This is a genomic window from Arthrobacter sp. NamB2 (genome assembly GCF_005281365.1).
In the GTDB taxonomy this organism is placed as follows: domain Bacteria; phylum Actinomycetota; class Actinomycetes; order Actinomycetales; family Micrococcaceae; genus Arthrobacter_D.
Map to the genome: position 1 here is coordinate 81,107 of NZ_SZWI01000004.1, position 12,878 is coordinate 93,984.

Annotated in this window: 13 protein-coding genes; 8 read left to right on the forward strand and 5 right to left on the reverse strand. The window is 67.2% G+C overall.

The window, feature by feature from the left end; genetic code table 11:
- The first annotated feature begins 16 nt into the window (after window positions 1-16).
- From FDK12_RS09080 to FDK12_RS09090, 3 genes are read left to right on the forward strand one after another with little or no spacing between them, the layout of a single operon-like run.
- A complete protein-coding gene (locus FDK12_RS09080; RefSeq protein ID WP_137369284.1) occupies window positions 17-2,026 on the forward strand; it encodes a M3 family metallopeptidase in 2,010 nt (669 codons plus the stop codon).
- Window positions 2,027-2,051: 25 nt separating this feature from the next.
- A complete protein-coding gene (locus tag FDK12_RS09085) occupies window positions 2,052-2,339 on the forward strand; it encodes a hypothetical protein (RefSeq protein WP_137369285.1) in 288 nt (95 codons plus the stop codon).
- Window positions 2,340-2,765, forward strand: a complete 426-nt coding sequence (locus FDK12_RS09090) for a GNAT family N-acetyltransferase (protein WP_137369286.1) — start codon at window positions 2,340-2,342, stop codon at window positions 2,763-2,765. It begins immediately after the preceding gene.
- Between the two features lie 113 nt (window positions 2,766-2,878).
- Here the strand turns inward: FDK12_RS09090 and pdxS are convergent, their stop codons facing one another.
- Window positions 2,879-3,793: a pyridoxal 5'-phosphate synthase lyase subunit PdxS gene (pdxS, locus tag FDK12_RS09095; protein WP_104117375.1), complete on the reverse strand. Its 915-nt coding sequence runs from the start codon at window positions 3,791-3,793 to the stop codon at window positions 2,879-2,881.
- 542 nt (window positions 3,794-4,335) lie between these two features.
- Here pdxS and FDK12_RS09100 point away from each other — a divergent pair.
- The 4 genes from FDK12_RS09100 (at window position 4,336) to FDK12_RS09115 (ending at window position 7,875) form a co-directional block, all read left to right on the forward strand.
- Window positions 4,336-5,304, forward strand: coding sequence for a serine hydrolase domain-containing protein (locus FDK12_RS09100; RefSeq protein WP_262983382.1), 969 nt, complete (start codon window positions 4,336-4,338; stop codon window positions 5,302-5,304).
- Window positions 5,305-5,415: 111 nt separating this feature from the next.
- Complete coding sequence (locus tag FDK12_RS09105) at window positions 5,416-6,612, forward strand: sensor histidine kinase (protein ID WP_137369288.1); 1,197 nt, start codon at window positions 5,416-5,418, stop codon at window positions 6,610-6,612.
- Entirely contained in the window at window positions 6,609-7,268 is a 660-nt protein-coding gene (locus FDK12_RS09110) for a response regulator (RefSeq protein ID WP_137369289.1), read from the forward strand. Before FDK12_RS09105 ends, FDK12_RS09110 begins: the two co-directional genes overlap by 4 nt.
- A 64-nt stretch (window positions 7,269-7,332) precedes the next feature.
- The gene (locus FDK12_RS09115) at window positions 7,333-7,875 is read left to right on the forward strand and encodes a GNAT family N-acetyltransferase (RefSeq protein ID WP_411266161.1); all 543 of its coding nucleotides are present in this window, start codon (window positions 7,333-7,335) and stop codon (window positions 7,873-7,875) included.
- Between the two features lie 6 nt (window positions 7,876-7,881).
- Here FDK12_RS09115 and FDK12_RS09120 read toward each other — a convergent pair whose 3' ends face one another.
- From FDK12_RS09120 to thrS, 4 genes are all read right to left on the reverse strand, one after another.
- Complete coding sequence (locus tag FDK12_RS09120; protein WP_223263199.1) at window positions 7,882-8,649, reverse strand: cation transporter; 768 nt, start codon at window positions 8,647-8,649, stop codon at window positions 7,882-7,884.
- Window positions 8,650-9,017: 368 nt separating this feature from the next.
- Window positions 9,018-9,638: a phosphatidylinositol phosphate synthase gene (gene pgsA / locus FDK12_RS09125; protein ID WP_137369291.1), complete on the reverse strand. Its 621-nt coding sequence runs from the start codon at window positions 9,636-9,638 to the stop codon at window positions 9,018-9,020.
- Window positions 9,638-10,267 (reverse strand): HIT family protein, encoded by a 630-nt coding sequence (locus FDK12_RS09130; RefSeq protein WP_137369292.1) that lies wholly within the window; start codon window positions 10,265-10,267, stop codon window positions 9,638-9,640. Before FDK12_RS09130 ends, pgsA begins: the two co-directional genes overlap by 1 nt.
- Entirely contained in the window at window positions 10,267-12,261 is a 1,995-nt protein-coding gene (gene thrS, locus FDK12_RS09135; RefSeq protein WP_411266163.1) for a threonine--tRNA ligase, read from the reverse strand. The genes FDK12_RS09130 and thrS overlap by 1 nt, the downstream gene beginning before the upstream one ends.
- A gap of 313 nt (window positions 12,262-12,574) precedes the next feature.
- Here thrS and FDK12_RS09140 point away from each other — a divergent pair, with 313 nt between their 5' ends.
- Window positions 12,575-12,832: a mycoredoxin gene (locus FDK12_RS09140; protein ID WP_104117384.1), complete on the forward strand. Its 258-nt coding sequence runs from the start codon at window positions 12,575-12,577 to the stop codon at window positions 12,830-12,832.
- The last annotated feature ends 46 nt before the right edge of the window (window positions 12,833-12,878 follow it).

Below are 12,878 nucleotides of genomic sequence, written 5' to 3' on the forward strand. Positions count from 1 at the left end.
GCAAAAGTTGGTTCCCATGAGCAACCCCTTCCTCGAGCCCAGTGGCCTCGACTACCAGCTGCCGCCCTTCGAAGCGATCCGCGACGAGCACTACCTGCCTGCCTTCGATGCCGGATTCGCTGAACACCTCGCCGAGATCGACGGCATTACGGATTCCGCCGAGGCGCCCAGCTTCGAGAACACGCTGATCGCGCTCGAGCGGGCCGGGAGAACGCTTGACCGCGTCTCCCGCGTCTTCTTCAGCAATTCGGTCAGCCACGCGACCGAGGCGATCCAGGCGCTCGAACAGCAGATCGCTCCGCGCCTCGCCGAGCACGAGGACAACATCAAGCTCAACCGCGCACTCTTCGAGCGCCTCCGGCAGGTACCGCTCGACGGCCTGGACGACGAGTCCGCCCGCCTCGTCGAGGAGTACATCCGCAGCTTCATCCGTGCCGGGGCGGAACTGGATGACGCCGCACAGTCCACGCTCCGGGAGCTCAATTCGAAGCTGTCGGCGCTCAGCACGGAGTTCTCACAGAAACTCCTGAAGGACACCAACGCGTCCGCGCTCCTGCTCGACTCCGCCGAGGAACTGGACGGGCTCTCCGCCGACGCGATCTCCGCGGCTGCCTCGGCAGCCAGCGACGCCGGCCACGAGGGCAGATACCTCCTGACGCTCATCCTCCCGACCGCGCAGCCGGCCCTGGAGCTGCTCACGAACAGGGACGTGCGGCGACGGCTCCACGAGGCGTCGGTCAATCGTGGCGCGCGCGGCAACGATGCCGACACCCTCGCCATCGCGACCGAGATGGCCACTGTGCGTGCCGACCGAGCAGCGCTCCTCGGTTTCAGCACGCATGCTGCCGCAGCGACCGACAACCAGACGGCGCCGTCGCTTGAGGCGATCCTGGACCGGATGCGGGAGCTCGCCGCCCCGGCGGTGCGCAATGCCCGCGCGGAAGCAGCCGAACTCGAGGCCGAGGCCGGACACCCCATCGAGCCGTGGGACTGGGCCTACTATGCGGCGAAGGTGAGGAAGGCCCGGTTCGACGTCGACCTGGACGCCCTGCGCCCCTACTTCGAGCACGAGCGGGTTCTGCAGGACGGAGTGTTCTACGCCGCGCACCGTCTCTACGGGCTGACCTTCACCGAACGTACTGACCTCGTGGGATACCACCCCGATGTCCGGGTGTGGGAGGTCTTCAACGAGGACGGTTCGGGCCTGGGCCTGTTCCTCGGCGACTACTACACCCGCGACACGAAGAGCGGCGGAGCGTGGATGAACTCTTTCGTGGACCAGTCCCGACTCGAGGGGACGCGCGCCGTGGTCATCAACAACCTGAACATCTCCAAGCCAGGGGCGGGTGAGCCCACGCTGCTCTCGTACGATCAGGTGGTGACCGCCTTCCACGAATTCGGCCACGCGCTCCACGGTCTGTTCTCGGACGTCACCTACCCGCTGTTCGCCGGCACCGCCGTGCCGCGCGACTTCGTCGAGTACCCCTCGCAGGTCAACGAGATGTGGATCCTCTGGCCCGAGATCGTCGCGAACTACGCACGCCACCACGAGACCGGTGAGCCGCTCCCGCAGGACGTGATCGACCGCATCCATGCTGCCGGTGCCTGGGGAGAGGGATTCGAGACGACGGCCTACCTCGGCGCCGCCCTGCTGGACCTCGCCTGGCACTCCGTCCCCGCCGGCACGGTCATCGAGGATCCGCTCGCATTCGAAGCCTCTGCGCTCGCCGATGCGGGGGTCGACTTCGCACCGGTGCCGCCGCGGTACCGCACGTCCTACTTCAAGCACATCTTCGCCGGCGGTTATGCGGCGTCGTACTACGCCTACATCTGGAGCGAGATGCTCGACGCCGACACCGTCGAGTGGTTCAAGTCCTCGGGCGGCCTGACGCGCGGCAACGGGGACCACTTCCGGCGGGAACTGCTGTCGCGAGGGAACAGCATCGACCCGCTGGAGGCCTTCCGCCGGTTCCGCGGGCGGGACGCCGACCTGCATCCCCTGCTGGTTCGTCGCGGGCTCGCGTGAGGTCCAATCGGGACGGCCCACTGTGGTGACGATCGCGCAGTGCCAGCGGCTGGCAACTGCGTGGAGTACGGCGCTGGCGGCCGCTACGGGTGGAAAGACGTTCTCGACGCACGGCACCACCTGGGTATGGCTGCCCGCCAGGCGGGAACTGGCAATGATGTTTCCCGAGCAGGTCAGCGCCTATGCCGTCCGAGCCGCGCTCGCCGAAGGTGTGCGGCTGGGGGCCGCCTCGGCTCGGGTCTGGCTCAACGGGGCCGTGGACCCGGCGGAGCTCGGTCCCCTCGGGTTCGATCAGAGCTGGCAACCATGGTAGATGGCGGCGCCGGTGTCCGCCGTCGTCCGATCCGCGGACGACGGCGCCGTCCTCGCGACCGACGTGCCCGACTACTCGGGGCCGCTCGAACAGGAACTGCGCGTCGTACGGTCGCAGCCACAGCAGGCATGGCATGCCGTCACGAGGGACGCGACAGGCCATAACGTCTCGGGCGCCGCCTACTCGTTCCGCCCGTCCGGCTCGGGCGACCTACACCGGCTCGGCGGCATCCACCACCTCGAAGTCCTGCCCGGATACCGGAGGCGCGGACTCGCGACGGCGCTGCTGAGCGCGACGGCCCGAGCGGCGGGCGAAGCTGGAGCGGTCGATCTCACGCTCAACGCCACGCCGCAGGGGTACGAGTTCTTCTCCCGACGGGGCTTCACGCTGCTGGGACGCGGCAGGACCTATGTCCTGCCGCTGTAGGGGCTGTGACTCCATGCACCGCACGTTCTCCCGCCAGGAGCCGCGTGACCAGGGCGAAAAGAAAGGACCGCAGCACCACGGCTGCGGTCCTCCCTGTGACGCTGTGCGGACTGTTACCAGCCGCGCTCCGCAAGGCGGTGCGGCTGCGGAATCTCGTCCACGTTGATGCCGACCATCGCTTCGCCGAGGCCGCGCGAGACCTTGGCGATCATGTCGGGGTCGTCGTGGAACGTCGTCGCCTGCACGATGGCGTTTGCCCTTTCGGCGGGGTTGCCGGACTTGAAGATGCCGGAGCCGACGAAGACGCCGTCAGCACCGAGCTGCATCATCATCGCGGCATCCGCCGGAGTAGCGATACCGCCGGCAGTGAAGAGGACGACGGGCAGACGACCGGCCGACGCCACCTCCTTCACGAGCTCGTACGGGGCCTGCAGTTCCTTCGCGGCGACATACAGCTCGTCCTCCGCCATCGATGACAGGCGGTTGATCTCGGAGCGGATCTTTCGCATGTGCATCGTCGCGTTGGAGACGTCACCGGTGCCTGCCTCGCCCTTCGAGCGGATCATCGCCGCGCCCTCGTTGATGCGGCGGAGCGCCTCACCGAGGTTGGTGGCGCCACAGACGAAGGGAACGGTGAACTTCCACTTGTCGATGTGGTTGGTGAAGTCGGCCGGGGTGAGGACCTCGGACTCGTCGATGTAGTCGACGCCGAGGGACTGCAGTACCTGCGCCTCGACGAAGTGGCCGATGCGGGCCTTGGCCATGACGGGGATGGAGACAGCCTCGATGATGCTGTCGATCATGTCAGGATCGCTCATGCGGGAGACGCCGCCCTGGGCACGGATGTCCGCGGGAACCCGTTCGAGCGCCATGACGGCTACCGCACCGGCATCCTCGGCGATGCGGGCCTGCTCGGCCGTGACGACATCCATGATGACGCCGCCCTTGAGCATTTCGGCCATGCCGCGCTTGACCCGGTTGCCGCCGGTCCGTGCTGTGGTTGCCGAATTCTCTTCAACGGTGGACACAACTTGCCCCTAAAGGTAGATAAAAGCTGACCCTCCATGATACGACGCCGCGAAGCACACACCCGGTCGACTCCGCCGCATCGTCACCGGCCGTAATGCGGGCTGTTGCTCGTCGATGTTCCCCTCGGACGGCGACGAGTGACGCGACAGGCGAGGTGAGGAGTTCTCCGAGCTCGGCGACGGTCCCGCGTCCCGAACCTGTACTCGGGGAGGAGGTAGATCCTGTTCCTGGGCCCGGGGCGCAAGCTCCGCTTCTCGACTGGACTTATGGGTGTCGGCGACCTTCGGCGACGGGGTAAGGACAAGGGAGAAGAACGATGGCCGGAATGAAGCGCCCGATGCGACGATGCACTGCCGCAGCAGTTGCAGGGCTGGTACTTGTTTCAACAGCAGGCTGCGTGGGCATCAGCGGCACCAGCGGCCCTGAAACGACAGCGACATCGACGGTTGACGGGGAGCGGCTGCAAGCAAGCCTCGACGGGCTTGTGCAGGCTGGTTTTCCTGCCGCACTGGGCACGCTCACGGAGGCTGACGGAGACCGAGTGAGCTTGGCCTCCGGTCTCGGCGACCGTGAAGAACGCCGACCAGCAGCACCCGACGGACAGGTGCGCATCGCCAGCAACACGAAGATGTTCACGGCGACGGTCGTGATGCAACTTGTCGATGAGGGCGACGTCGCCCTCGACGAGCCGATCGAGGCGTACCTACCGGGCCTGGTGGAAGGGGACGGGATCGACGGCAGGAGGATCTCCGTCCGGCAGCTTCTGCAGCACACGAGCGGACTGCCCGAGTACGTCGCTGGTCTGCTCGAGCATGAGGACGGCCTGGCCCGGTACTGGTCGCCGCGCGACACGCTCGATCTGGCCTTCACCCAACCGGCGGCCTTCGCGCCTGGTGCGCGATGGGAATACAGCAACACCAACTACCAGGTGCTCGGTCTTCTCATCGAGCGGATCACCGGGGAGCCGCTCGACAAGCAGATCGACGAGCGCATCGTGAAGCCATTGGGATTGACGGCCACCGCGTTGCCGCGTGGCGGTGATCGCAGCATCGAGGGCGAGCACCCCCTCGGGTATCACCCTGACGCCACGACCGGCGACCTGGTCGACACCACCGAGCTCGACCCAGGGGCGACCTGGGCGGCGGGAGGTATGGTCTCGACGCCGTCCGAGCTCAATATCTTCATGCAGGCTTTGTTCGCCGGCGAGCTCACGAGCGCTGCGGCGCTGCAGGAAATGCTCACCACGGTTCCTGCGGAGGAGGAGGTGTGGCCTGGCTCGGGCTACGGCCACGGCGTGCAGTCCTACCCGCTGACCTGCGGTGGGGTGGCTTGGGGGCACGGCGGCGACATTCTCGGCTACGAGACGCGCAACGGCGTGAATGAGCAGGGTGACGCCGTCACCGTGGCCGTCACCGCCCTGCCCTCGACCGTGATCGACCCGACCGACGAGAAGGCGCTGCTCGACAGCTACCGCAGCGTTTTCCAGGCGATGAACGACGCCCTATGCTAGGCGGTGCGCGGAGGCTCCGACGTCGATCAGGCGAGGCCCACCCTGCGTGTGGACAATGACCCCGGTCCCGCATTCGCGTCCGTGACCATAGTGGCTCGAAGGACATCGGCCGTGCAGCAGATCATCATCCGAAATTCCAGGGCAGTGCTCTCGGCGCTCCTCATCCTCGCTCTCGTGCCCGTGTTGCTTGCCCTGCCCGAGGCCTCGCCCTCCGAGGCGGTGCCGCTCAGCGTAGCGGCGCTCATTGCTCAGGCGATCGCCCTCCTCGGGGGGCGCCGGTTCCCGGGCCTCAGTCTGGCCGTGGTAGCGCTGATCGATTGTGCGTTGCTCGTCGCGTCTCCAGGAAACAGCACCGGCAGCCTCGGCACGGTCCTCGCCGTATATGGGGCACGACGGGAACTCGGCCGAGGCCGGGCCTTCGCCTGGCTCGGACCACTCGCGGCGATCAGTGTCGTCGCCACCGTGATCGCCGGGCCCCACGCCGGAATCGAGGACGTATGGGTCGTTCCTTTCGCCGTCGTCCGGGTAGTCCTGCTGTTCGGGATCCCGGCGCTGCTCGCCGAGGTCGCGGTCGGCCGGGTGCAACTCATCGCGGCACTGCGCCAACGGGCCGATCTTGCGGAACGTGAGCATGCAGCGACGGCCCGGCACGTGGTGCAGCAGCAACGCACCCAGTTGGCCCGCGAACTGCACGACATCGCCGCTCATCATCTCACCGGGATCATCGTGGGTGCGCAGGCTGCCGATGCCCTCGCTGAGCGCGACCGTCCCGCGCAGCGGAGATATCTTGCCGCCCTGCAGACCGACGCGCGCGAAGCACTCGACCATCTTCGTCTGACGGTCGGTCTGCTGCGTTCGGAGGACGGTGGAGGGCAGGACACGCCCGCGCCCGTCATCGACGATCTTCCACGTGTCGTCCAGGAAGCCGCACATCGGGGAACACCAGTGGATTTCGACACGGTGGGAGAACCCGGCACGATCGGGCCGGTCGCCGGTGTCGTGGTCATCCGCGGCGTTCAGGAGGCTCTCGCCAACGCCCGCAAGCATGCTCCGAACGCCCCTGTCAGCGTCATCGCGACGTGGAGCAGCGCCGAATTGCGTGTAGCTGTCGAGAACGGGTCCAGCACCACGGCCCCCCTGGCGGTGCCACCGAGCGGTTACGGCCTGGCTGGCCTTCGCGAGCGACTCACGCTGGTCGGCGGAACGCTCGATGCCGGCCCGACCCGCACGGGATGGCAGACAACTCTGACGCTGCCCACTACCACCGCGGCTTCCACAGCATCCGCAGACAAGGACGAGCACCCGTGACAACCGTACTCATCGTCGACGACCAGCCCATCGTGCGGGCTGGACTCACTGTGGTCCTCGACGCGGAACCGGACCTGTCCGTCATCGGGCAGGCAGCGGACGGACGGGAGGCGGTGCACCTGGCGTCCTCGCTCCGCCCGGACGTCGTGTGCATGGACGTGCGGATGCCCGGCATGGACGGAATCACCGCGACCCGGCATATCGTCGCCGAGCACGGAAGTGCAGTGCGCGTACTCATCCTCACGACGTTCGACATCGACGAGGACATTTTCGCGGCTCTCGAAGCCGGTGCCGCTGGTTGCATGTTGAAAGGCGCTCGAGAGACAGCCATCGCAGCTGCCATTCATTCGGTCGCTGCCGGTGGCGGAACCTTGGATCAACGGATAACCCAGAAAGTGCTTGCAGAATTCGGCCGCCGTCGCGCCTCCCCAGTACCGACACCAGCTGCCCTCGAGCTGCTCACGCGCCGCGAACTCGACGTGCTCGATCTGATCACCCGAGGGCTCTCCAACGCCGAAATCGCCACCAGCCTCTTCATCGAAGTGACAACGGTGAAGTACCACGTGCAGAGCATCTTCTCGAAGACGGGAAGTCGGGACCGGCTCCACGCCGCACTGTGGGGGTTCCGCCACCACATCGGCAGGGTGCCGGAGTGAGGCAACGAGCCTCCACCATGGCGCCGCATTGTTGCCATTCCTGGACCTCCCTAGGATGGTTGCTGTGGCAGACGTGACGATCCGCAGGACGACGGAGGACGACTGGCGCCACATCCGTGAGCTGCGGCTCGAGATGCTCGAGGACACTCCCCACGCATTCCTGGAGACCCTGGCCACCGCCCTCAAGCACGGCGAGGAGGAGTGGCGCAGGCGGGGGCGGCGGGGACAGTCCGCGACGGGCACGTCCGTTGCGGCCATCGACGGGACGGGACGCTGGGTCGGCACGATGGGTGGGTTGCTGAAGACCGGAACCGACCTCCCCACGTTGTACGGCGTGTACGTGAGCCCCTCCCATCGCGGCCGAGACGCGGGCGTGACCGACGCGCTACTCGACGAGGTCGAGGCGTGGGCGGCGATGCATGGACCGGCTTTGCGCCTGACCGTCCATGAGGACAACCGGCGGGCACAGGAGTACTACTCCCGCCGGGGTTACCGGTTCACCGGACGGACCGAGCCGTACGTGCTCGACCCGGACCAGAGGGAGCTGGAAATGACGCGGACCCTGGCTGCGGGGCCTGGCGACGAGCCGACGACGGGCACCCGCTGAGCCGGATCAATCCCGGCTGCAGCAGGAACAGTCCGTTGCTCCGACGAGGACGAGCGCCGGAACGCCTTCCGGGCGGGCAGGTGTCCCGTCGCGGTACGGCGCATCGCCGTCGACGGTCGTTCCGGGGGCTGGAGCACAGCACGCGTTCCCCCTCCACGCATCGAGGCCCTCCTTGACCGCGACCGCCGCTATGACCAGGGCGGCCACCGGGTCGGCCCAGGACCATCCCAGCGTGCTGTTGAGCACCAGCCCCGCGAGCAGCACGCCCGAGAGGTAGGTGCACAACAACGTCTGCCGTGAATCCGCAACGGCCGAACGTGAACCGAGCTGTCGGCCTGCCCTTCGCTGTGCGGCGGACAGGAGCGGCATGACCGCGAGACTCACGGCCGCCAGGACGATCCCGACCGTCGAGTGCCGGGGTTCGACGGCGCCGCCGAGCGTTCGGACGGCATCGACGGTGACGAAGGCAGCCAGTCCGAAGAACGACACCGCGATGACCCGGAGCGCCGTCGATTCGCGGTCTTCCGGATGCCGCCCGGCGAATTGCCAGGCGACGGCGGTGGCAGAGAGCACTTCCACGATGGAGTCGAGGCCGAACCCGATCAGGGCGCTCGACGACGCGATGGTCCCTGCGCTCAGAGCGACGACGGCCTCGACGACGTTGTAGCCGATGGTGAGGGCGACGAGCAACCGGATCCGTCGGCTGAGGAGCAACCGGCGGTCAGGCTCAGGTGAAGCGGGCAACGTTCCGTCGAGGCTTGCGGGCTGAGTCACCTCTCAATAGTACAGCGTCGCCTGTACTCTCCGGGGTCGAGGCGTACGCGTCGCGGCGTTCGAGCTCGTCCTGCACCAGCTCGAACGCCGGATCCTGCCGGAGGCCCCGCCGCGTCGGGTGGGCGCAGGACGGCGCTTTACCGAATGGGACTCCTGCAGTGCGCTGCAGTCGGAGGAGGTCCAGCTCGGAGACGGTATGCAGGTCGGCCGGCGAGAGACCTGGCGGGTGCGTCATGGCGTGTCCTGTTCGTCGTTTCCCTGGCGTGCTTCCTCCGTTAGACGGAGCGATGCGCCCTGATTCATCGCTCCAGCGGGAGACGGTGCGATCGAGGCGAGACGCTTCGGAGAAGGGGGCAGGAGCGGCGCGGCTAGGACGCCGGGTTGGCCTCGAGTGCCTGCTTGCGCACAATGCTCACGCGCTGGTACACCGTGACGAGACTGGCTGCGGCGAGGATCACGAGAACCGCGAACAGGAAGGCCTGAGGTAGTCCGAGCCCGGTCAGCCCCGTCACAACCAGCACCGAGACCAGCCGCTCTGCCCGCTCGGCGAGCCCGACGTTCGCCGTGAAGCCGAGCGATTCGGCCTTGGCCCGCGCGTAGGAGACCAGCATTCCGAGCACGAGGCAGGCCAGGGCGGCGACGGCGATGGCCGGACTGTCCCCTCCCGTGAAGAACCACACGGCGACGCCTGCGAAGAGGGCACCATCAGCTATGCGGTCGAGCGTCGAGTCGAGGAAGCTCCCCCAGAGCCCGCCGTCACCCTTGATGCGCGCCATGATCCCGTCGATGACGTCGGAGAACACGAAGAGCGTGATGAAGACCGTCCCCCAGAAGAGCTCACCCAGCGGATAGAAGACGAGTGCTCCACCGGCGACGCCGACGGTACCTGCGATCGTCACCGCGTCGGGCGTCACACCCCACCGGAGAAGCAGGCGGGCCAGCGGCGTGAAGAGCCTGGTGAAGAAGCCTCGGGCGTACTTGTTCAGCATCAGGGCGCCCTTCCCGCCGGGTCGCCATCCACCGGCCAGGCATTCGCCACCTGCTGGCGGACCTCGCCGAGGGTCTGCGTGATCGCCTTGGTGTGCGCGATGATCGGCAGGAAGTTCCCGTCGCCGCCCCAGCGTGGCACGACGTGCTGGTGGAGGTGCGCTGCGATACCGGCTCCCCCGGTGACGCCCTGGTTCATCCCCAGGTTGAATCCGGAGGGGTTGGACACCCTGCGGAGCACCCGCATCGCGGTCTGGGTGAGCTGAGCGATCTCCGCTGTCTCCGCGGCGTCGATGTCGGTGTAGTCGGGCACATGGCGGTAGGGGCACACCAGAAGGTGCCCGGCGTTGTAGGGGAAGAGGTTGAGCAGGACGAAGGCGTGGGATCCCCGGTGGACGATCAGCGATTCCTCGTCACTGAGGTGCGGCGCGCGACAGAACGGACACGTTTCCTCCGACGTGACCTGGTCCTGGCCGCCCTTGATGTAGGCAAGACGGTGCGGAGTCCACAGACGCTGGAAAGCATCCGGCACGCCCGCGAGTTCGAAACCGTCCGTCACCGCGGCGTCACCGGGGTAGGGCCCGGCCGACCGCTCGTCTGCCGGATCCCGCGAACTGTCCGCCTCCCCCATCAGACCGTGGCTTCCCTGCTCCGTACCGCCTCCACGATCCGCCGGACGGCTTCGTCGACGGGCACCTGATTGTCCTGGCTGCCGTCGCGGAACCTGAAGGAGACCGCATTCGCCTCCTGGTCCTCGCCGCCGGCAATCAGGACGAACGGCACCTTCTCCTTGCTCGCCGTCCTGATCTTCTTCGGGAAGCGGTCGGACCCGGCGTCGACCTGGGCGCGGATCCCTTCCGCCTTGAGCTTGTCGACGACGTCGAACAGGTAGTCGTTGAACGCCTCCGCGACGGGGATCGCGAGCACCTGCACGGGTGCCAGCCATGCGGGGAACGCACCGGCGTAGTGCTCGGTGAGGACGCCCATGAACCGTTCGATCGAGCCGAAGAGCGCGCGGTGGATCATGACCGGGCGCTGCCGCGTGCCGTCGGCGGCCTGGTACTCGAGTTCGAACCGGTCGGGCAGGTTGAAATCGAGCTGGATCGTCGACATCTGCCAGGTGCGGCCGATGGCGTCGCGCGCCTGGACGGAGATCTTCGGTCCGTAGAACGCCGCTCCCCCGGGATCCGGCACGAGTTCGAGTCCTGAGGCCTCGGCGACCTCGGCGAGCGTCCGTGTCGCTTCCTCCCAGATCTCGTCAGACCCGACCGACTTCTCCGGGTTGCGCGTCGACAGCTCCAGGTAGAAGTCCTCGAGGCCGTAGTCCTTGAGGAGGCCGAGGACGAAGTTCAGCGTCTCCGTGAGCTCGTCCTTCATCTGCTCCCGCGTGCAGTAGATGTGCGCGTCGTCCTGGGTCATGCCGCGCACGCGCGATAATCCGTGGATCACGCCCGACTTCTCGTACCGGTACACCGAACCGAATTCGAACAGGCGCAGCGGCAGCTCGCGGTAGGAACGCCCGCGCGACCTGAAGATGAGGTTGTGCATGGGGCAGTTCATGGGCTTGAGGTAGTAGTCCTGCCCGGGCTTGCGCACCGTGCCGTCCTCGTTGAGTTCCTCATCCACGTGCATGGCGGGGAACATGCCGTCGCGGTACCAGTCGAGGTGGCCGGACACCTCGTAGAGGTGGCCCTTGGTGATGTGCGGCGTGTAGACGAATTCGTAGCCGGCGTCGGTGTGGCGCTGGCGGGAGTAGTCCTCCATGGCCTTGCGGATGATGCCGCCCTTGGGATGGAAGACCGGCAGTCCCGAGCCGAGTTCGTCCGGGAAGGAGAAGAGGTCCAGTTCGGTGCCGAGGCGCCGGTGATCACGCCGCTCGGCTTCCGCGAGGCGCTCCTGGTAGGCCTTCAGGGCGTCCTTCGTGGGCCACGCCGTCCCGTAGATGCGCTGCAGCTGCTTGTTCTTCTCGCTGCCCCGCCAGTAGGCGGCCGCTGAACGCGTCAGGGCGTAGGCGTTGGAGATCAGCTTCGTGTTGGGCAGGTGGGGGCCCCTGCACAGGTCCTTCCACACCACGTCCCCGGACTTCCGGTCCACGTTGTCGTAGATCGTCAGCTCACCGGCGCCGACCTCGACCGATGCTCCGTCCTCGTCGGTGGCGCCACCCTTGAGGCCGATCAGCTCCAGCTTGTACGGCTCGTCCTTCATCGCCTCGCGGGCCTCGTCCTCGGAGACGACGCGTCGGACGAAACGCTGGTTGGCGTTCACGATCTTCAGCATCATCTTCTCGAGCTGCTTCAACTCGTCCGGGGTGAAGGGTTCCTCGACGTCGAAGTCGAAGTAGAAGCCGTCGGTGATGTACGGGCCGATGCCCAGCTTGGCGTTCGGGCGCAACTGCTGCACGGCCTGCGCCATGACGTGTGCCGCCGAGTGGCGCAGGACCTCGAGCCCGGCCGGGTCCTCGAGCGTCACTCCCTCGACCGTGGCGCCGTCCGGCACCTCCTGGTCGAGGTCCTTGAGCTCGCCGTCCACGCGCATGACGACGACGTCGCGCCGATCGCTGAAGAGTTCCGTCCCGGTGGTGCCCGTCGTCGCCTGCTTCTCTCCGCCGTCGACGATGAGGTTCATGGGCTGGGGCGCTGGCACGGGTGGTCTCCTTGGTGCTGGGAAGAATTGTCGCCCGAGACGGGCGTGGCGGGACCCGGTGAGGGCTGGAACCGCCCTGCTGATCGTATCCGGTGGGCCGAGGGCCGACCAACAAGCTCGCCGGTGGCGACGTCTCCGCACGGCGCTCGCGGCGTGTGGGGCGTCGGCGCTCGCGGCGTGTGGGGCGTAACGGAATGAGCCGGCGCGGCCCTGCGTTGAGCAGAGTACGGGCGGAGACGCCGCCCTCCATCGACGGATGCGCGCGTCACCACCCGCGCGTGGATATGAGGAGCACGTGGAGTACACACCAGAAGCCGGATCCATCACCATGTTCTCGACCTCATGGTGCGGGTACTGCCGGCGCCTGAAGTCCCAGTTGGATGCCCAAGGCATCGGCTACAACGAGATCAACATCGAAGAGGTTGAGGGAACCGCAGAGCTCGTCGCCTCCCTCAACGGCGGCAACCAGACGGTGCCCACCGTGATCTTCCCCGACGGGACGTCGGCAACGAACCCGTCCCTGGCCGACGTCAGGACCCGGCTCGCCGTCTAGCCGTACAGCCCTCCGCGCACCAGGGCGGTCCCGCCATATGCTGGAA